The 23,822-nt window shown below is 32.9% G+C and carries 7 protein-coding genes; all 7 read right to left on the bottom strand.

Annotated features, from left to right (window positions below; all coding sequences use genetic code 11):
• Nucleotides 1-31: 31 nt before the first annotated feature.
• A complete protein-coding gene (locus RB618_RS19030) occupies nt 32-1,687 on the bottom strand; it encodes a BspA family leucine-rich repeat surface protein (RefSeq protein ID WP_308070210.1) in 1,656 nt (551 codons plus the stop codon).
• A 3-nt stretch (nt 1,688-1,690) separates the two neighbouring features.
• Nucleotides 1,691-4,681, bottom strand: a complete 2,991-nt coding sequence (locus tag RB618_RS19025) for a hypothetical protein (RefSeq protein ID WP_308070209.1) — start codon at nt 4,679-4,681, stop codon at nt 1,691-1,693.
• 96 nt (nt 4,682-4,777) lie between these two features.
• Nucleotides 4,778-10,630 (bottom strand): VWA domain-containing protein, encoded by a 5,853-nt coding sequence (locus RB618_RS19020; protein WP_308070208.1) that lies wholly within the window; start codon nt 10,628-10,630, stop codon nt 4,778-4,780.
• 12 nt (nt 10,631-10,642) lie between these two features.
• A complete protein-coding gene (locus tag RB618_RS19015; protein ID WP_308070207.1) occupies nt 10,643-17,950 on the bottom strand; it encodes a hypothetical protein in 7,308 nt (2,435 codons plus the stop codon).
• Between the two features lie 710 nt (nt 17,951-18,660).
• Entirely contained in the window at nt 18,661-19,200 is a 540-nt protein-coding gene (locus RB618_RS19010; RefSeq protein ID WP_308070206.1) for a hypothetical protein, read from the bottom strand.
• Between the two features lie 509 nt (nt 19,201-19,709).
• Nucleotides 19,710-20,369, bottom strand: coding sequence for a hypothetical protein (locus tag RB618_RS19005; protein ID WP_308070205.1), 660 nt, complete (start codon nt 20,367-20,369; stop codon nt 19,710-19,712).
• Nucleotides 20,366-23,821 carry a hypothetical protein gene (locus RB618_RS19000; protein WP_308070204.1) on the bottom strand — a complete coding sequence of 1,152 codons (3,456 nt, stop codon included), beginning with the start codon at nt 23,819-23,821 and terminating at the stop codon, nt 20,366-20,368. The genes RB618_RS19005 and RB618_RS19000 overlap by 4 nt, the downstream gene beginning before the upstream one ends.
• Nucleotide 23,822 lies beyond the last annotated feature (1 nt).

Here is a 23,822-nt window from a genome sequence, read left to right as displayed (position 1 = left end):
TGTTTTTATATTTTAGTTTTTATAAAGATTGTTAGGTTGTTACTCCACCATCATAAATTGTCCAATTATTTGGCGCTCCAGTAAGAATTGCTCTGGCGACTGTACTAGCTGATGTATATTTTGAGGAGTTAAAAGAAATACTTAAAGATGGTTTTACGACTCTTGAACTCCAGCCGTTGTAAATGGCATCTAGATTTGAGGGCGATAAGTTCGATGCCATGAAATCGGAAATTTTTGTAACATTTGAAATATTCCAATTTCCAATAGGTTGATCAAAGTTTGTAGTTAAAAAGAACATTCTACTCATATCTATATTTCCATTTGACTTCAGTGTCCAATTATTTATATCAGGACTTCCACCATTATTGAATGCATAAGCATATTGAAACATGATTGAAAAATCTGTAACATTACTGACATTCCATGCTCCTATATTTTGGTTAAATTTCGCTGCTCCTAAAAACATTCCATTTAAACTAGAGATTTTAGAAATATCCCATGTATTAATATTTTGATCAAAATTGGAGGCATATGCAAACATATTAACCATATTTGTTACTGCAGACGTGTTCCAATTTCCAATGGGTTGATTAAAACCTGTTGCACCTGAAAACATCTGACTCATATCTATTGCCCCGCTTGGTTTCAACGTCCAATTATTTATATCAGGACTTCCTCCGTTATTGAATGAATTTGCAGAACCGAACATTTGTTTAAAACTGATTACATTTGTAACATTCCATGAGCCTATGTTCTGATTAAAATTATAGGCTCCTGTAAACATGTTATTCATATCAGTAACTTTTCCAGTATTCCATGCGCCAATGTTTTGATTAAAGCTTTCGGAACCTGAAAACATATAATTCATAGAGGTAACATTTGCAGTATTCCACGAACCTATATTTTGATTAAAATTTTTAGCAGATTGAAACATTGTTTGCATGCTTTTTACAGATGATACATTCCAATTTCCAATAGGCTGATTAAAGTTTAAAGCTTGACTAAACATTCCATAAACCAATACTTCTTCGTCCGATTTTAGTTTCCAATTATTTATATCAGGACTTTCTCCATTGTTGAATAATTTTGCATTTGCAAACATGTTTGAAAAATCTCTAACATTGTTGACATTCCATGCTCCAATATTTTGATTGAAGTTTTCTGCACCCAAAAACATTGCTCCCATATTATAAATGTTCGAAGTGTTCCATTCATTTATTTTACTAACAGATGTTAATGAAGTGCAACCATAAAAGAAACTGTTAAAAGTTACTATTCCTGTTAAATCTAATGCATCAGACACAGTTGATAAATTTAAATTGGCGCATCCAGCAAAGAAAGACCCTTGATAAGTACCTAATTTTAATCCTCCCCAAGAAACTATAGATAGAATTTTTAATCGATCTCCTGTATTGGTAAAAGACCATCCGTTACAGATTCCTGTAATTTTTACGGTATAATTTCCTTCTACAGAATATGTGTGTGTCACCTGAGATTGATTCCAACTGGTTATTTTATCGACATTTCCATCCCCCCAATCAACCCGAAAATTATAATTCCCATTACTTGTTAATGGTAGTTTTATCTGATTTGAAGTAGTTGAGCCACTAGATATGTTTGAAGTTCTCCATGTTGAAACAAATGCTTTGCGTTGCTTTCCGTATTCATAATGTAATAAAGGATTCATAATTTATGCATTTGAAATTCTTAAATAATCAATTGTTCCGATGCTAGAAATAGTAGCGGTGCTGCCTGGAGTCCCATTAAAAGAAGCATTGCCATCTACTAGCACTAACGTTCTACCTGTACCTTGCACAAAAGTTATTGCTCCTGTACCATGTTTTAAGTATGATGCATTAAAGTCTGTACCGCCATTTACAATAATGTTTATTGCGCTTGTTCCGTTACTGATAATAACGTTTTTACCAATTTGTTTTTTGCCATTGGCATCTAGTGTATCAGTTGTAATACTTGTCGTTGTGGTAATTGTAATTTGTGAAGGTTCAAGTGATGCACTTGCAGAAGTAGTTACAGATCCGTCGGCCATTAAATATTGAGAACTTGTACCTCCAGATTTGATAAATGAATTAGCGGTAACATTCCCTATTTTATTCAATGAAAATGTTGTAACACCATTATTATTAGATTCAATTGCAAATCCATTTGAGGCTGTTCCTGCGTTCAACACCAGATTTTTTCCTGTCGTATCATTTTGGGTTGAATTAATACAAGTACTTCCTACTCCTGAATTAGATAATGTAAATAATCCAACGCTAGCTCTTGTGCTTGTCATTGAAATTAAGCCTAAATCTGTATTGCTACTATAAAACGTTTTAGTGCTTGTTATAGTTTGATTAGTTGTCTTATCTACAAAATTAGTAACATGATGTGGTCTTAAATATGGAACGTCTTCTAAATAAGTTGTTTTTACTAATAAACCAGAGGAATCGGTTTTAAGTACTTTATTTGATCCGATAGAAATCTTAAGTATTGGTCCGTTGAGCTGACTTATATAGATTCCAGAAGGGGTTTCTACAACTCCATTTGGATACAACAGAGGTGAACCTGAAAATAGTTCTGATACTGATCCTGAAGTCGTAATTGAAAATAGCTTACTGTCAGTATTAAAGTAATCAGTTGCTAAAAAGCTGCCATCCATTCTTGTACTAATTCCTTCAGGAACCCTTATTCCAGATGCAAAGAATGTAGCAACCCCATTTGGAGCTAGCTTAATTATACTACCATCAGTTGCTTTAGGTAAGTAAAAGTTTCCAGAGGTGTCTTTTGTGATGCCTCTATTTGTGATAATGCTATTATATATAGAAATATTTAATCCGTCCGTAGTTAATCTAATTAATCCATAACCAGAAGGAATGTATAATGCTCCGTCATTTCCAATACAGATAGAAAAGGAAGCAGATAATAAAACATTGGTAGTTAAAGTACTCGTCACTCCCGATGGAGTTGTTTTAAACAAAGGAGTATCGACATATCCTTTTGAAGCGTAAGGAATAGTATAAATGTTACCTGAACTATCGACACAACTTGCCATTCCTCGTGCTGTAGAAGATAATAGTGATACAGATTCATCTGGAAGCATTTTGTATAAACCATTATCCAATGTAGTTATATAAATATTTCCATTATTATCTTTGGTAAGATTCCTAACACTAGAGTAAATAGGTGAGGAGTGTACAGTTTCTATTTTTGTAGGTATAGTAGATAATTTTAATAATTTTAATCCACTTATGTCAGCTGTCCCACTATCAATGATTAACTCTCCAGTTTTGGTTTCGGTAGCATAGCCTGTTTTATGTAAAACATTATCTAAATCACCCCCACTTGCACCAATCTTCTTCTCAACCCCATCACTACCCATAACATACAAATCAGTAGTGCCGTCAGTTTTGGCGTATAATTTTGCGTGACCAGCCATTGCAGTTGCAGAAGTTGAAGCTGCTAATGTTAAAAAGCCATCGGTAATATCTGCTTTTTCGTTTAAGGTTGTAAATGAAGTTCCTGATACATTTCCATCGTGTGTGATAAAGGCTTTTTCGACTTGGATTTTTTGAACGCTGATTGCTTTTCTGTTAACATTATCAGTGTTGGTGTCAAAAGTTGAAGTAGTAGCGCTAGAACTAGAGTTTTGAACTAATTTTAAACAGTTTGCACTATTGTTTTTCTCAATTGTTAAAACATCATCTGCTGAAGTATTGTGTGTTAACTTTAAAGCTCCGTCTTTAGTTTCATTACCAGAAGTATGAATTACTTTGGTGTCTTCAGCATAAATTTTATCATCAAAAGAACCATCTCCTTTGACAAATTTATCTTCTGTTCCGCCTTCGCTAACAAATCTTTTTGCTGTTACAATTCCCTCAGCATCAATTTTAGCTTTTACAACATTATCTTTTGTCACTTGAAAAGGATCTCCCGTTGTTGCTGAAGAAGAGTTGACTTGTAAACCTGCTCCTGCTCCAGTGTTAGATACTTTAATACCAGTTCCTGTTGCTGTATTTTGAACCGCAATACCGCTTCCAGCACCACTAACTGTTACGTCCAGTACTTTTGCGCCGGTGTCAGTACCACTGTTTGTTAGTACAATTCCGCTGGTTGAGGTAGGCGTAGTGTTGTTGAAAGTTAAGATTCCGTTTTTAGTTTCATTTCCTGAAGTATGTAGAAAGCTTGTAAAGTCAATTTGTTGACCAGCACCGCCTCCCGGATTTGAATTTGGAGCTAAATTTTTATACCAATAATCGACTTCAATGTTCCTATTGTCAATATTCCCTGAAAAAGTGATTTTGGCCATCTCGTAATTGATAATATAATCACCATCATTTCCTTGACTTTCTTTCTCTAGTAATAATTGTCCGTTTTTAAATACTTTAACACTGTAATTAACTGGTGCATATTGCAAAGTAATGGTATCGCCAACAAATGAGTCAAAATGCTCTTTACGTGGCATATAGTTATTTCCTGTAATGATGCCAATATTCTTTAAACCTGTATACAAAAGGGCAGGAGTTACATAATGCTGATTATCGGTTCCTGCTTCGACCATTTGAAAATCGGCTTTGTCTTCGTCAATATGAACGAAACTTTTAAATACCTCTTGGAAGTCTTCCTGCGACGGAATATCCCCTTTTTCGAATTTGTACCCAATGTTAGTTCTGTCTGTTGCCATGTTGTTTGAAATTTATTTTCTTTCTGTAAATATTATTTTTGATTAGCTTGATTTTGAATCCCAACAAATAATTTCGTTGGGATTCATTTTTTGAATTTATAGGGTTAGAATTTTTTCTTCACTACTGTACATGCCCGAAGAGTTTTCGGCAAGTACTTTGAAATGATGGTAGATTCTTTCATCATCACCATTTTTAATAGTTAATTCGTCGGTTTCTAATTTGGTTTCCAGTAAAGCCAATGTCACGATGTTTTCATTAGAAATTTTCTCTTGAATTTTATCCCAGTTCCCTTGATTATTCATTTTATATAAATGATACTTACCATTATGAACCGTTTTCTCCCAACTGAAAACAATAGGTTTCAAGACTGATTCATTTGCTCCTGTTAATTCCCCAGAAGCTGTTAATACAGGAGATTCTGGAGCGATAGTGTCGGCAATCACTGTGGCAGTAATTTTTGATGGTTGAGATGGCGTATAATCAATATTAATAATAGGGTTAAGATCAGTCGAACTCGGATCAGCATATTCAATTTCTCTTGAAACCGTAATTCTGTAAAAAAGGCCATCTCCAAAAGGAACGGTTTCTAAATCTTCAAATTCATCATAAACCGTCCAAACACTATCAAAATCAGTAGATAAAGTATTTTCATCAATCAAGATTTCTTTGACAGGAGTCATCGTTCTAATAGATTGTGCATCCAACATATTTTTTGCACGATAGATATTTATTTTTCTGATGTTGTATTCCGGTTTGTAAGTATTTAATTCGATTTGAATAGAAGGCTTGATTCCTAAAACCTGATTTTCTAAAACAGGCATAATTCTCTTAATCTCTGGTGTTTGCGGTGGGCTGGAAGGAACTAGTTTTACCGGCCCTAAGAAAGTACTGAACTCGCTGAAATTCATTTTAATATCCATTTCGCGAACACCGTAGAAATAAATGTTTTGAGAATTTCCGTCTAGATTAAAATCTGTAAACTGCGTTTTGAATAGCGCTGCATCTGTGATTTTCATCATTGGCGCAATATCTAAATCAGGATGCGGATATTTTAAAATATTTCCATTCTTATCCTTAATGGTTTGCTTTTTATTAACGGGTACATAATCGTTATCCTTAATATATTCGTAAATAACAGGAACTTCAGTAAGTGGCACAAAAGTGGCGTGAATAACTTGTTCTATAAAATGTATTGCTAATAGATTTCTTTCAATTCCATGTTTTGTAGAAATTATAATATCATTTAAAGTATTAAGAACAGTAATTTTTGGAGCCTTTGTTGTAGGGTGTGACGTATTGTGCCATTCAATAAATTCATTAATGGAAGCAATAAAAAGTTCGCTATCTGGAGCAGGGAAACGATATCTAAGCAGTGGATCACCATCAAGAGGAAATTCTGTATAATGCAATGGTTGTCTTGGAGGCAGTATATCTGGCTGATCTTCAGGTCCAAGTAAATCAGTCGGATTCAGAACATTATTCGTTTTTATTAATCCTTCAAGATCTAAGAAATTTTCCCATCTATTAGCGAAAAACTTTTCATTATTACCACCTAGTTTACTCAATTCTTCCCTAATTCTGGCAATTGTTTCCGTTTTATACAAAGCATCTAACAAAGCCTGATCATTTGCTCTGTAATGCAACATTCCGTAAGGTTTGTGCGTATATCTAGTTGTAAATGTATATGTTGATCTGTTGAAAAAATCGGGTCTTGTGGCATATAAAGCTCCTTTTACATCCTCAGGTTTTACAGGTTTTTCAATTCTAACTGCATACATTGGAGTTGGAACACTAATTTTAGAATCATAATCATAAGCATTAGAATAGCTTCTAATTCCGAAAATTGAATAGTGTGTACTTTCTCCTTCTCGTGGCTGAATGTTTGCTGCTGTAATTCCGTTTGAAGGATCAGCAAAAAGATATACTTTGTAACTTGGGTAATAATTTACTTTTTGCTCTTTTGGGCTGTTGTGCTCATCCGCTTCAAGAATAATATGATCATAAGTCGGATCCATTTCTTGGGTTCCGTCTTTTTTAATTTTAAAATTAGGATCATTGATAATTAACACTAAATCCTGGTCTGTTCCGATATTGTCTGCACGTACAACTTTAAATTCTTTTCTAGATTTTACAGGAATAGGATTGGAGCCATCAAAACAGCTTTTAGTAAACAAGCGCACAGTTCCATTTGCCCATTCAACTGAATGTTCATTGTTGGCGTTGTATTGCGGGTGTTGCGCTAATTTTAATCCTTTGAAAGTAAGTTCATATAAACCAAAATGTTTTTTCTCTTCTTCTGGAAGCGGAATTGGATTTTCATCATCATCTAGTATATATTCTCCTTTTTCGTCGACTTGAAAAGCTTTCTCCAGAACTTTTTTAATTTCTACTTTATCATTCCAAATTCCACGCGTTTTTTCGACCTGTAAAGTATCATTTCCTTGGCTGTCTTTTTGTAAAACAATCTCTCTATGTACCGTTTTTAAAACTTGTGGCAATTGAACTTGCAGACCAATTGGACTTGGCTGACGCCAGTTTTCAGGTGTTAGCATATTCTCAACCAATGAACATAATTCGTTAACTGGTTTTTTGATTTGCTTAATCTGTTCAGAATCGATTGTTGCGTCTCCGTCTGAAAGCAGGCTTTCGCTTACTTCTTTTTTAAGTACTTCGACATCTGCATATTCAAATTTTCCTGCTGTAATGACAACATTAATATTCTGAATGATATAGTTTTGATCGCCAACGGTTAAAACACCACCAATAAATCTATCCTTATTGGCATCGGTTAAGTTAATTTTAATGTCTTCGCCGCTACTTAGAATTTTGTATTCGGTAATTCTAATAATTGATGTAAGTTCATTTGACGAACTATCGGTAATGTTTGCAATTTTTGCATGTTCAATTTGAGGAAGACTATCTCTAAAATAAAGTTTAAAATAATCAGCAAACAGCTCTTCATTATCTGGATAAATTTTATCAGAAAGTAAAGCGTCTTCTTTAGTCATTCCATCTGGAATGCTGTAACTTAATAATTCCTGAGCAGAGTAATATTCAAAAAGAAGTCGGATGTAAGTCTTATCAGTTATTGACTCATTATCTAAAAGTGCTTTCAGTTTAATCTGCTCACTCATCGAAGTAAACATCAACGGATTTTCTTCTGTAATCAGTAAAGAATTAATTCCAGATGGAGGCAATAGCGTATTGTTTGGCTTAATTTCAGAAGTAATTTCTAATTGTCTTCCAGATGTTGCTCTCGAGAAAATATTAATGCCATAACCTTGATATACATACGTTTGTAAGCCTGTTTTTTCTTGGCGAACATTCAAAAATGATTTTCCAGATTCAGGAATAATGATAGGAGAAGGCTCAAAAGAACCAGTTCCTAAGTCTTTAGTGACGTTAGAATAGGCTGTGTCACAAGCTAATTCGGGTTTTTGCCAATTCAACTCACCTTTAAACTTATAATCGACTCCTGCATAGATTGGGAATGTAAAAGAACTTCCGTCAAATTCGTCAGTAGAATCAAAGAAAGCTGTATTTACACTGTAATCAGCGATGTCATTCATAAACAAACTCACATATCTTTTCTTTCCATCAAAACTATATCCATTAGGATCTGTAATTTTTGCCGATTGATCATCTTCATCAGAACCTGCATTAAGGCCTGGCAAATATTTGCTTAATTGTACAGGAAGAGGCAAACGTTCTGTGTTTACAGAAGTTGGAATACTCATAGAAAGATGCTGTACTTCTTTTGGAGTTGTACCACCTTCTAAATTCTTAAAAGTAACATACTCTGTTAGATAGATATATTCACCAGAAAGAACTGTTTCATCAATATCGATGCATCCTAAACCTAACATTCTGGCAATATGAAAATCATTTGCAGCAATGTTCAATAAATCCAGATTAGATATTTCAGTTGTATTTTCTTCAAATTTTGCTTCTTCGCCCGGTGCAGGTTCGTTGGCAGGAATATTGTTTTGAAATTTAACCGTTTCTACTGCAGTAGGATTTGTACCGTCAAGACTTAGATCGATGTAACTTTCAACAACCTGTTTAATGTTTTTATCATCTTCACCTTTAGGAAGATTCCATTTGTCTTTATAGTTTTTTACGTTTACATATTCTCCGTCATTAAATTTTAACCATTTTCCGTGAACAGCATTTAGTTTTGGTTCTAATTGTTCAAATGCCTTACTGTCAGTAGTCGTTAAAGCATATTTTCCTTTTAAATCCCAATTGCCATTTGTATTTGCATTTTGGATAAAATCTCCATAAAATTCAAAATTGATTTCTCTTAACAGACATTTATTCGCTTTAAAACGAATGCTTTTTCCATTTTCGGTAATCACGCGAATTGCATTAACCTGTGCTGAAGGATAAGTTTTACGATTTGTAACTCTTTTAGGTGCAACAATGCTATTTTCAGCTACAGATAACGTTTCTAATTTAACAGTACTAGAGCTATCCGCAGAACTAAATTTAAGTTCGGCTGCAAAAAATAATTCGCTTTTATTTTCAATCTCAATAATCTCATTTCCATAAGCTTCAATAAAACCAGATGGATCTGTCATCGGATTAATGCTAGCATATGTTAAAAGATACTTTGCTTTGTTTTTGAAATAAACATAGATTGATCTTTGCAGAGCAGGAGTTTTATAAACCCATAATGCTTTATTGCGATCAACAGTTTGAGGTTTTTTCGTTAAATCCAATTTATGGACAACTTTAGCGTAAGGTGCTCGGTATAATTTTACGAAATCATTAGGTTTATTAAAATTATTAGTAGCGCCAGTATATAAATCCCCTTTCGGAAGGTGGTTTGCTCCCAATTCTCCAGCCAAAAGCCAACGAAGATGGATTCCTTTTGTGCTATCGATACCTTTAGAACCTGCTGCCGCGATCTGCAAACTTGTAGATTGCAAAGCAGTTTTGCCTGAATTAATATCAACAATATAAACCTCTTTGGTTACAGTAAAACTGATTTTAAAATTGCTTGGATTGTAAACGCCCGGTAGAACAATTAAAGCATTGTGGCTTTCCATTGCAGAAGGTGTTCCGTCAATTCGGATTTTTGCTTCTACGCTCGCTAAACCAGGTATAACGACATTTTCTTGAAGTCTGAAAATCAATCCACCAAGACTGCTTGCATTGTGGATTCTTATTCCTGCAGGCAGAGTAAGAGGAACACGGCTTTTATTTCTTAGAACGAAAGTTCCGGCGCTTTCGTGTACAGCTAGACCTTTCTTTAAAACAGGATAAACTAATTTATTTTGAATAATACTCACATTAGGTAAACATCCAATTTGTGCACCAGATAGATCACTGCTTAACTGATTTAATTCAGCTCCTAAAGTGCTAAAATCAGGAACTCTGATATAGTCTGTATTTAGAATAGAAAGACCACTGTTTTTTAGTACAGGAGTTTTTCCTAAAAAGGTAGTAATAGGAGTAACCAATTCAGCAGCATTGTTTACGGTGCTTGTAACACCGTAAACAAAAATATGTGACTTATCATCCAGATTTTGATATAAATTTTTCAGCAAATTGGTATCATTGACCTGTAAACCATCTGTAACAACAACGACAACATCTGGAATTACAGTCAAACTGTTTACAACTTCTAAACCAGAAGCCCAGTGATCAGATTGAGGATCGGCCGATCTTGAACCAAAACCATTAATCCAACTTAAAAAACTGGAAGTATTTCCCGAAATTCTTTTTTGAATAACATGTTCTGATCTTGAGTTGCTGTCGCTATTAGACATTCCGATTAATGAAAGCGTAATTTTGCTTTGAGCTTGAGAATTGATAAATGAAGTTAGCCCATCTCGTATTTGCTGCGCTTCATTACCATTTATCGAACCCGACTCATCGACAACGATAGCGATGTACGTTTCGCAACCTGTGGATTGGCTTTCTTGAAGATTTATAGAACTCATTTTTATTGTTTTTTAAAGATTTATATTTTCAATAGTTAAAGTTACCGGCTCAGCAGCGCGAACGGTTAATGGCGTTGAATGCGCTTCAACAGATCCGTTATTATTCCACATTCTGTATTCGAACTTGATATTTAAATTTTGATCAGTAATTTTTTTACTGTCATTCATAATTAATACCTGGGCATAATCTTTAGAATGCAATACTTGATAGTTTGCTTTCGCTACACCAGCATTATCAACTACTGAAATTGTATTTTTAATTTCTTCTAATGGAATTTTAGGAATATTGAATGGCTCTGGATTACGAACCAAAAGCGCAACAATGTCACCAGTATTTGTATTGATAATTTTATTAACTTCTGTAGATTGAGCTGGATCCAGAGGAGACATTTTTAAAATTCCTTCGATAGCACGATCAAATAAATGCTGATATTTTAATGCTAAAGAATTACTTAGAGTATCGTTAAGTCCAAAAACAACATTGTTTAAAGATATAATCTGATCTTGGTTTAAACTTAATGGGACATTAAATAAAGCTTTTCTTGATTCGGTTTGGTCAAGTTCATAACTGTTTACTTGCTCAGCAAAATCTCTGTATCGAGAGGTTTGGAAACCAAATTGATGCACCAATATATTTTCTGAATCTTCGATTTGATTGTTTTGACTTTTATCGAAATAGTTTTTCGCTAAAACAGTATATAATTTAGAAGGTTTTAAGTCGGTTAATTTGACCTCATATCCGTACGATTTCGGTTTTAAAGCATCTCCAATTGTAATTTTACATTTTATTTTGTCAGTACTTCCTTTAATCATGTTTTGTAACATTTGAATATTTAAAGGAATTCTAGGATCGTTGTCATTAACCCATGGATCAATATTAACCTCCGGTTTAGGATATGGCGTTGTTTCTGTTGGCAATGGGTACTTAATAAGAACATCGTTTAAAGGATCTTTAATAATAAGGTTTAAAGCGCCATCAATTTTTGCTCTGCTGTCGTAAGCATTCCATTCTTTAAGCATATGATACACATAAGGATTCTTGAAGAACATTGTTATCTTACATTGCTCATTTCCGTAGAATGAAGGTTTTGATAATAATAAACTTCCATCGGCATTTGGATAAGAACGGTTGTAATCTAAATACTGTCTCAATGAAGTCAATGGCGATTTAGATAAATCGGTTAATTCATTTTTTACAACTGTTTGTCCCGGAGGAACTACAGGATCTGGAACAGGGTAGTGTCCTACAGGTCCTAATGTTTTGAAACCATAATAGTAATCGAACTTAGTTGTGTCTTTATCATCCACTCTATCAGCAAGAGTAAATTTTAAGCAATAAGTTGAATTCGGTCTCCAAATTGGTTGAACGGTATTTTGAATCGCAGCTTCCATTGCTTTATTATCTGCAATTACAGCATCAGAACCTGGAATAGTTAGATTGTGCATTGCGCTTTCCCTAGTTAGCCATCCAATTTCTTGAATAGAAGTAGAGTAGTTTACTTCATTATCATCATCCGAATCTCCTCCAGCAGAACAGATAAGAGCATTGATCGTCAATAAATTTGAAGATTTTGTTCCTCTTATATAAACCGCTTTATCAGTGCTGCCTAAGTCTGTGTGAGTTGCAGTCGAATCTGTTAAAGCAGCTGCAGACGAAACAACAGAAACAGTTTCTTTTGGATATAAAGAACAGTTGTCAAATTGATCATTAAATAAAGAGAAATAAATTCCTTTTTCATTTTGTTTCGAAGAAAGCATTAGAATCTCATTCGTCGAAGGCTCATTTTGAATATTAATAATAGAGGCCTTATCATTTGCACTTCCTCTTTCAATTAATCTTGTAAGGTTTAAAGAAGTATTAAATACAAACAAATATTTCTCATTGTAGGCAATAACAGAATTGTCAGTCAAAGTATTATTAGATAAATAAACCACAGAATCAAAAATGACATCGTTTTTGACAACTGTAATAGCAGTTCCATTAATTTGAGCCAATCCGAATTTTCCGTTTGTCAATTTAACCGTAAGCAAGACTTTGTCGTTTGCAATTACTGCATCTGTGATTTCAGAAATTGAGGATTCTGAAACTAGTTTTGTATCTGTTATTGTAATTGTTCTTGTACTTGCATTGATGCTGAAACGAATGACTTTTTTGTTTTTAACAATCAAACTGAAATCAGTACTATTGTGCTGAAGAACTTTGATGGCCACTTCGTCTATTTTTATTCGGCGTAAAAGAGAACGATCTGTGCCGTTAACCCAGTTAATTTGAGTTCCGTCTTCTAAAGCATTAATCCAAAGTAATTCATTATTTGGCAATGAAATAAGCTTGTTGAAACCTTCAGAATACGTATTCATATACTGCATTCCGGAGTTTCTGTTTAATTCAGAATCTAGTTCGATAATGGCAGTTGTCGCAGCAGGAGCTACGCAGCCTACTATAAAAGTGTCATCAACAACAGCTTCTCCAATTCCTTTGCATTGCGTTGCATCTAGAGCTTGAGTAAGTAATAAATTATTATTTACGACTTGCATCGACGTTACCAAACCATTCAATAAACGCTCTCTCAATAGATTTCCTTTCGCATCAATTTGTGCGATTACAGTAGTTTTTGGCGTTGGATGAAATGAAACCAAATAAGTGTCATTGTATTTGAAAACTTTATCAAAGGCAAAAAGAGATCTTCCGTTATATCCATAAAAACGAGTAAATGTCAATGGCTCAGAAGTTCCAGTTGGATTATCGTTACCTGCTTCAGCTTTTAATTCAGCCAATAACGTCATTAAACGATTGTATTCAGTTATATTGCTTGGTTCTGATACAATAAATTCTCCATCAGCAGAAGCGTACATATCATTAAATAATGCCGCAATTTGATTTCTAACATCTAAAATAGCGTCAGCATTTGCAGCCACAGGGCTGATAACAATCTTATCAATTTTCTTTTTCAATAAAACATCGCCATTTTCGTCAAATAAAGTTATTGGTGATCTCAGCTCAGCTTTAGTATAAGGGATCTCATATAAAGCTGGCGAATTTTTAGCTTTGCAGATTTTAACTTTTTCATATCGAGGTAATTTAGCACCCTCATCTAAAACTGAAGTAAAGGCAGTAATGTTTACTGTTTTTGCTTGAGTTGTAAGTTTTAAAGTTGGTTCGATAGCAGATTCAGGGAAAATAATTTCCAGTTTATCATAATTTTTGAAGGATAGTGATCTTCTAAAACCAAAAGGGTTGCTTTCTCCAGAAATGCTCATAAAATCTCCGCCAGAAAGCTTGCCATCCACGATTTCAGGAGTTTCACCAACGAGTTTAAAGAAGAGACCATTGATTCTATCTGCTTCATATTGAGTAGGTACATAATAACGTTTTCCTATTTTTTTATTTTTAAAGTTGACATATTCTGCTTCAATGCTATCAGAGACACAGAATAACTTAGAAGGTGTGATTCCGAATTGTTCCGGAACATGCCAGCCAGGTTCTCCCGCACTTAAGTATGAAAATGGATTAGTTGCCAATACACGAATGCTATCGTATTGATCAATTACTTTTTGCCATTGTGCCCAAGGCAAATCTTTTACAAGATCTCTGGATGCTAAATTTACAACTGCTTTAAAAGGATGATAAGTCTCCCAAGAATCTCCATTCGCAGAAAGTAATTCAATCGATTCAATTGAATATTGATGTTTCACTTGACGAAGTTTTCTACCTGCTTTTGATGTTGCTTCAGGAGGCATTAAATCAGTGTAATTTTTTGCATCAGCTGTGTATCCACCAATTATTTTAGAAAGACTATTGTTTGGTAAAACTCCTTTAGTCATCTTAATATCGATAAAAGTATCTAGCGGAATCACTTTATTAATGGCAGTTGTACTAGGCATTTGATCAAAATAATCAAGCAAGAAAGCTTCATTTGTAAGCATGTGGACTCCTTTGACAGAATCGGCAGTTCTGTTGTCATTAGCATCTCCGTATGTACCTTTAGGGAGCGGACTGTAAGGCGTACGATCTACAATTCTGTTGATATCCCATTGCAGTTCTATTTTGAAATTTTTACGCACTCTAACGAAGCCAAGCTTAACACGTACACTTAATTCTAATTTTGCATAAATCAAGAATGGTTTAAACGATTCTACAGAGAATATGGTGTCTAAAACAATTTCAACATTAATGATCCAGATTTTAATCTGAATTCCTCCACCAGCACTAATGTAACCACCCATTTGTGGACGTTTGAACGAAATTTTACCGCCCATTTCTAAGTAAGCCCATAATTTGACTTTTGCCGGTCCAAAGCTTTTCTCGAGTTTAAAGTCTAATCGTGCTCCGGCTTCAATTCCTTGAGCCGAAAGCATCAGAAATGCTTTAGCTGTAAATAAAGTCAGGATTCTAGCTGTAATAGGATCTTTTTTAGAACCAAGATTAATGTACCAAGGCTTCTGATTTTTAAAGAAAAATCCAGCTTCTAATAAAGCATGCAACTGAATAATCTGTCCGCCATCTTTTGGCATTTGAAAATCTGCTCCGGCAGCTAGTTCCAACGAATTATCTCCAAAGGCAACCATTGCAAAGAATGGGGGAGTACTTTGATCTTTTTCAATAGGACCTAATTTATCGCCAAGAACATTTAATCCTGCCTCAATATAAAATAGAGTAGGTAGAGAAAGCAATAACATGGCTCGCATGTTTAAAATAGTTCCGCCTGTTGATTCAAACGTTGCACCAGCTCCAATAGAAAAAGGCGAGTCATATTGCATAGAATCTGGTGGTCCGCTGAATTTTCTAATATTGATTCCGGCTTTTGGATGTTTATAGAATTCGTACCAAGAATTTTCGGTTGTTAATCCAGCCGCTTTTTTGGTAGCCACATATCTAAATCCTAATAAACCTCTGAAACCTGTGATTGAAAGAAACCCAAGCGGAATACCTGTAGGCAATTCAATGCCTGCATCAACTAAGAATGCAGGGTATTTAGGCGCAAAACGCATTCCTACGCTTCCTGTAATTTTTGCTTTTGGTAACTTTAATGAAACCTCTCCCATGAATTCTTGTGATTCTCCTGGCTGAGGTAACGAAATCATACCATGAATGATAGCCATAGCAGACTCTTCTGAAGCTGTTCCGGGAATCATCAAATCGACTTCGATAGTCTGGATTCTGATGAAAGAATCTTTGAATCCTTCTTCGGTGCTGTAATAGTATTTAATACCCTCACCACGAGCATCTAATCCAAGCGGATTGACACTGATGGCACCATCAAATCCCCAGAAGTTGTATTTATGTCCATTAATTTGAGTTGAACCAAAGTTGATGTTGCTTACCGCCATTTGAACCGGTCCAAGATTCACTGATAAATTAATCGGAATTGGAATAGAACCACCTTCAACTTCAATGTTTCCATCACTGTAAATACGAAGTTTTTCAACATCAAAACCTTGGCCTTTAGCCAATTTGTTCATTAATGTTCCTTGTGGGAAAGACACATAACAAGACGTTCCTACATAATAATCGTCATCTTGTTTTCCAAGTTCAAAACTGTGAAAATCAAAGTTTACCAAACCAAATAGATTGGCCTTAGGTTCACTTGCTTTGTCAAAAGATGCAGTTAGATTGAAGTCACCGTCGTCATATAAGTGTCCTTCCAATGTTGCATGAAAAGAACTTCCGTCAGGATTTTTTAATTTATTGATAATTAATTGTCCTTTGATGTTAGACCCAATAACCTTGTTTTGTTTGAAAGAAATATCAAATTTGTTGAAACCAATTTCAAACCCACGATTAGGATTACCAATTCTCTTCCAAAGTGTATTATCTGTTACAAGTTTTGATAAAAATGCTTGATATTCTTTAGCATTCTTAAAAGTATAAATAGTAGAAGGGCTAACTTCTGAAGATACTAATGTAGACTTAGTGGTTAATGTTAAAGGATAACTGAAAGGATATGGCAGGCTGCTCGTAGCACTAAATTCTTGCAAATAATCAAGCAATTCATTGTAATCGGCAATTTGTGTGATTTCAACAACATCCGTTTCTTCGTTTCTTTGTAACATGGAAAGAGGGTACTGAAAATCGAATTTATCACCGAAATAACTAAAAATACCAGTAGATACAGGAACTGTTTCCAAGTAAATATCTCCAGAAATTCCCCCTGTTCCAATCAATAGATCAGATGCGCCAATTCTTAATGTTGTGCTTGTGCTTCCTTGTCCTTCTTTCGTGTAATCATGAAACCATTTTGAAGGTAAAGTTACAGATACAGCACGGGCATAAACTCCCACAAAGTCATTGGGTCTGCCATCTGCAGTAGCTTCCGGAATATTTGTTTTTTTGCTTAAATCGAGTTTTAAAGTGTCTAACTCCAGAATCATTCCGGTGTTACCAATCATTGCATATTTAGAAGGGCCTAGAGATCCTCCTAGTTCAAACTGATAGCCAATTCCTTCTTGAGTATCAGCTTGTAATAAAGCTTGTGCAAATCTAAATTGTGATTTAGGATTAGGATTTGAAGGGTCAGTGTAAGGATTGCCTTCTTTGGTTACAGGTTTCAAATAAGAATTTGGAAACTCGATAGCGGCACTTAATTCTAATGTTACTCGGGCTTTTGGAGTAATGATATTTTTGATATAGCTGTCAATATCATCAGGAATCAAACTCTTAAAGAAGTTTTTTACATTCGAAATAGAATTTGAAACACTTGATTCATCTAAAAGATACAGCAAAAATGCTGCAATTGAAGCCTCATCAGTGAATTGATTTTTAATAGCTAAAACCAATTCTCTAGGTTTGTTATCTGAAGTAGGAACAGGAATATTTAATCCAAATTTGGAATTCATATCATTTACAAACTGTTCAACTTTTGTTAGATTGTCACTTTTTGGAGAAACAAAATTGTTAATGATTAAGGTTACAACTTCTTCTTCAGACGTGTTTAAAATTTGCAATCCAAGTTCGAAGAATTCTCTCGGAGAATAAGAGAAATTTTGAAGATTGAAACTTCTCAAATAAGATAAAATTAGCCACTGATATTCTACAGTAACGGGAAAAGATGAAATAGATGAATCGGTATTGTCCGGATTAAGAATTAAGAACATTTCTGTTCCTGGTATTTGAAACTGTAATCGTTCTTTTGAAACAATAGACAAGCCGTAGAAACCAGATTCTCCTCTTGGGCTAATGCTAGCCTGGAAATCTTTAATATATACTTTGTCAAATATTTGTTGAATCCCATCTTTAATGAAGCCTAAAGCATCTGGAAAATCATCCAGACTTACTACAGTCGACAAGGAAGGGTAATACTTTTGCGTGGTCGGTGTTGGCATTTTTTTATTGTTTAATTAAATTATTTATTTAATTCTTGTTTGTAATTTGGAAAGCATTAGGCAAAAAAATGCTTGATCAAAAACTGATAAACAGTATTGATTTTGAAATGAATTTGTCAGTTTTTATAACTGAACTATTTTATGTAATTGTGAAAAAAACAAGGTTTTTAAAACCTCAAAAAGCCGAACTTTTAGTTGTAAAGAAGCTCACTTATCTGCTGAAATATTGATTTGTTTCAGCAAATTTGCGTGATTTTTGAGCGGAAAAAAAATAGGTGTTCGTTTGCTTTACAGGTGTGTAAAGCGTTCGGAGGGAATTGGAAAATCGGATTGCAATTATTCTTTATTCAGCCTTAGAGAATCTTGGTATTTTTTTTGTAAGAATTTAAAGCTTTTTAAGAGTTTGAAATAAAAAGAAGAAAATTTTGAAATTTTAGATTGTTTTGAATCTGAAAACGTCTTTTATTTTACGATTAATTCTTTTTTCAAATCTTTAATTGTATTGGGATGTAAAAAATAAAGAAGTATAAAATAAAGAAGTATAAAATAGAATGTACAATTAAAAAACTAGCATAGTTTTAAACTTGATGTTTTTACTAGTGGTAAATTAAGTTTCACGAACTATGATTTGGATTTATAACCCCATTTTTACAATGGGGTTATAAGAAGATTATGAATACGAAAATATCTAATATTATAGTCTAAACATATCATAGGAATTGAATTTTTTGATTCAATTTTTTGGAACTAATTTTATGCATTTTAATATTACTCAAATCAACTTCTTTTTTTCTGAAAGTATCAGAATATATGTGATCTTTTGTTTTTAAATCAGTTAAATCAATAAAATAGTACCCATCAACAAACTTCAATTCCTTTAAGTACAATTTCTCACCATAATCCAAATCGAAGTCTATTTTAAAAAAAAGTGTCATGGATTGTTCTGCCTTGAAAATATTTAATATAATAATATCATTTTTTCTGGGATATGGATTACCCATAAATACATAGATAAATTCTTCATCTGTCCTCATGTAATTTTTATAGTTATTCCAGTATTCATCTGTTAAGTAAGTATTTTTTGAATTTTTATAATATTTTAAAGATGGAGAATGTATTTTATATTGGTTTGACACATTTATCGAATCTGTTTCTAATAAGCTATATTTTAGTTTGAAAATGGCTGGTGGTTCTTGCGCAAAACAAAAAAAGGATGGGATAAATAGAAGTAAATAGATATAATTTTTCATAATTAGAAGTTAGTTAGCGCATTTTTAATTGCATTTTTTATAGTATCAAGCATTAAATTTCTATCTGGACTAGCATCATCTTGTAAAAATCCAACGTGAATATGTCCAGTTAATTTATTTGGCTTGAGTGTTTCTCTTAAAAAGGATACTCTATAGAATATTTCATTCGAAAGATAATCTCCTCCAGAACCTTGTCTTGCCTTAATCTTATTTGCAACTATACCAGGAGGGGCTGCGTAATTTGTTATATTAGGAAAAGCAATTGCTATAAAAGAAAACTGTCCATATGTAGAAATAATAAAAAAATGAAATGAATGAAATTTATCTTTCGATTTGTTTAAAGGATTTTTCTATAGGATGTTATTAATATCTAATCATATTTCAGAAAATGATGTGATCTAGATAATTTATGTAGATGATCTAAAAAATATTATTTTTTAGATCATCTTATTAAGATACACAACTAAAAGATAATTATTTTCTTTTAGTTGCTAATGTTTAGGATGGAATTAGTCTAATGATTTCACATTCAAGTCTTTAATTGTGTCTCCAGTAGTTCCATCAATTACAATAAATCTATAAGTTAATCTATCATTACTATATAAAAAAATAGTATATTTAAATTTCATATCAGATGTATCCAATCCTCTGTCAATTCTTAAATCTAGGTTGATATTTTCAGTGTTAATATTAAAATCATGTAAGAGTTTTTGTTTTAGCTCCTGAAAACTAAAAGGGAAATCCTTGTCAAAATTTTGTTCTTTGATAATACTTCCCTCTAAATCATATGAGGTATGAATTCCAATTGGAAAATCAAATAAATAGTTGCCCTCAGCAAGTAGATGTCTTTTATTTTTATCATAAAAGCTAACAGTTTTTAAATGTTCACCTTTTTTAGATTTAGTTTCTCGATAGGTTTTAAACTGATCGTCTAGTTTAAATATTGAATCATTTTCTGTAAACGTAAGCTGATTATTTTTTTTATATTTTTCTAATATTTTTTGATCTAATTTTTTCATGTTTTTTTTTGTATTTGAAATCTTATTCTTTTCCATTACATTGTTAATAGGTTTATTGTTGCCCTTTTCATTTGCTTGTCCACAACTATTCATAATTAAAAAAAGAAGAAAAGCAAGAATATGTAATTTTTTGCAAAACTGAATCTTCATAAATAAGTATATTTTTTAATATTATCTCTAATAATTTTCCATTGCCAATGCCATGTGATTTTTCGATTATTTCGGTTATAACTCATAAAATTATCAGTGGCCTTAAGTATATTTTCAGGCGGTGTTAAGTTCAGTAAATGGTCGGCATGACGATAAACAAATTTAGCATTAGGAGAGGTAACTGAACTTGTTGGTTGTCCTGAAGAGTCTTCTTCGCGGTGGGTATGATTTAATCCCAGACCATGTAATATTTCATGGGGCACAGTTGTCTTTCCTTTACTTTTATAAACAATTACAACCTGTTTACCAATATCTTGGGCGTGGCCATTGACAGAGCTTCCACTTGAGTTTGGAGCTGAATTTACATCAAATGAAAAGCACATAAAATAGTTTTTAAATTTGGAACCAAAACTAGAGTTAAGTAATGAGTCTCTTAAATATTGGTGAATGCCATCTTCATCCCATTTTATTCCATTATTATTAATATATGTCCCTCCAGTAATGAATTTCGGATCATTATCTAAAGGTAATATTACTTCTTCAATGTCACCATAAACAAATGATTGATATAATCCATTACTAAGATATCTTTTTTCATCAGCAGTATATGAGCCAGTAATGCTGGCTCCAGGTATATTTGCGATGTTAGTTGTGGCTTTAACTAATACTATTTTTAAGTTTTGTCTATTTGATTGTCTACTATTTTTGCATACTTTGATAATGCCAATTACTTTTTCTTTCTCATTAACACTCGTGTTTGTTGCCACAACTTTAATAACTTTATCTTTATCAAATTCTTTTAAGCAAGTTATTAGAATATCAACATCATAAACAGGACCAGACGTTAAGGGCATAATCGTAGGGTCTGGAGTAGAAGCAATTGAGAATAAACTAGAGTCATATTTAAAACTAATTTGCTGTAAATTTTTGCTTATATTAACTAATCCTCTTAAATTTATTGTAGAAGGGGGTAAAGGTGTGCCAATTGCATTCTGAGGATAGATATTTAAGTAAGGAACATAATATAATTCATCTGGTTTTTGAGTTTTGATAGCAATATATTCTTTTTTTAAAGCTTGGAATGCCTCAGTAGGGGTATCAAATTCAGTATCAAAATCAAATCCGGTCCAATTTCTTTCTTCGTACCCACTTACAATGGAGGTTTCATAGCTAGGTTCACTAGTATCTCCAATTCTAAGCCAATCAAAACCAAATTCTCCATCATAATTGCTTTTTGTTCTAAAGTTAATAGTAGCATTTTCGAATTCTTCCGCAAATTCAAATTTTTCAGAGAAATTTTTAGTGAAAAAATAGTATCCATCAATGGTATATATAAACACATCATTTATCGTTGGGTATTTTACACTTTCAATGTAGCCAATTAAATTACTTACTTGATATTTTATCCCTAATTTGTACTTTTTAAAAACTGAATTTTGGGTAATTCCTGAATCATCTAAATGAAAAAACAGATTAGTAGCATCTACAGGAATATGATTAGAATTTTCAATTTCCTCGCTATTATATATTAATTTATTAAAATCAACTTCTGTTAATCCTAATTGCATAAAATTGGTTGGATTAGTATCTTCTTCAAAATTAATCAATTGTAGTGTGTCAATTGTATCTGTACCATCTATAATTTTGCCTTTCCAAATTTCATAACTTTTGTCACCATAGATGTATGCACTGTATTCAGATTTATTAGAAGCAAAGCCATACCCTGAATCTGAGGATAAGTATTGTTTGAAATTTCTATTTTCATTCTCTGTTGAATCTAGTTTTTTTAATACATACAACCTGGTTCTATTATCGTCAGGTAGAGTTGGAGGAATAATCGTATAATTTCCAACAGTTACTATTCCTTGAGTATAAATAGAAGCATATCCATCTCTAAATTTCAATTTTAAATTTTTGTTATCTGCTTTTTGAATTATAGAATTTGATATTGGGTAATGTGATCTAATGATTGGTTGAATGTTTATAGGACCGAAAAAGTTATTAAAATATTCAACTTCTTTTTCGTCATAGTTGATATAAATAAAAGTTGTTATACTTTTGGTTATTAAAGAACCTCCATTTAAATTATAGTTATTTATTAAGCTATAATTTACTTTATTTGTATAATCTTGAGTAGCAATGTTATTTTCATCGTAGAGTGCTGTATTAATTAAAAAGTTTCCTTCAATTTTTTCATTTGCACAATTACCATGCGCATTGTATAAGGTTGCATTTTTATTTATTGTCTTAAATTTTAGCTGAAAAGCTAAGTCATTAACACTTTTTCTTTTGCTATTTTCCTCTTCCGTATGTGTTTGCTCAAATTCACTTATAATAATTGGCCAGTCATTCGTTTTATATGGGCTGGCCGTTAAAGTTTCAGACGTGCCAATTTTTAAAGGATCTGCTCCTAAAGTTTCATCAAAATTAAATGATCTACCTCTATTGTCTTTGAGATAAATGTAACATTTATTCTTATTAATGAATTTACTTATGATATTATTGTAGATATCAGTTTTGGTATTGTATTTGGCATTATTATCTACAATTTTTATTTCGCCTTTTTCTTTTTCAGTAATATGAGCTCCATAAAAAGCAGCAGGATCCAAAAATTTTTGAACATTTTCTCTATAAATTTTTTCAGAAATATTTGGATTGTTTGCAATATCAGCAAGATCTAAAACTGCTTTTTCAGCTTTAGCATAGTTGAGGTCAAATTGAAAACCAGTATCTGACTTTTCCTGATAATAGAATCCGTCATTTAAAACAATTTCGAATCCGCCTTTGTTATCCTGGAACTCACCAAAATATTGTCCTGCTTCAATTATTGGAAGATTGTATGCTTTATTTTCATCTGTACTTGTGACATCATAAGTATTGAAAAATTTGGCATCTAAACTATTTGTACCTGTTTCAGTTGTAGTATATCCAAATAGGCTTGCAGGAATTTCAGGTAGTGGCTGCTCTGTTAGTTTGTTGAAAGTAATAAGATCAGTCCAAACTTTTGCCATAAAAGGTGTATTGTCACTGCTTTTTGGTAAAATGTTATTGCTAGAATTAATAAATAATTCTTTTTTTAACCCTCTATAAACGTAATATTTAATTTGAACTCCAACATCAACATTTTTTAGAGGCTTTATGAAAACGTTTACTTTTGATTCGTTTCCATCACCAGATTGAGGTACAATTAATACTTGCCCGCTTGTAACGGCATATGCTTTTTTATTAGTAAGTTCAAATTGGGTTGTAATGTTGAATTTAGTGTTTGTGTCTACAAAATCTGGTCCGTATGCACCTTCAGCTATAGATTGTGCCGTGATAGTAGATTCTGTAAAAAAGTAAGATTTGGGTTCAAATTCTTTTATTCGGCCTTTTCCTAAAGTGTTCAAAACTTCATTTTCTTCTGATTGAGAAGTTAGGGTATATGTAAAATCAAATGGTTCGATTGGCATG

The organism is Flavobacterium sp. LHD-85, from assembly GCF_030929595.1.
Taxonomy (GTDB): domain Bacteria; phylum Bacteroidota; class Bacteroidia; order Flavobacteriales; family Flavobacteriaceae; genus Flavobacterium.
Note: the sequence above shows the minus strand (reverse complement) of the source record. Positions and strands in the feature narration are given on the sequence as shown.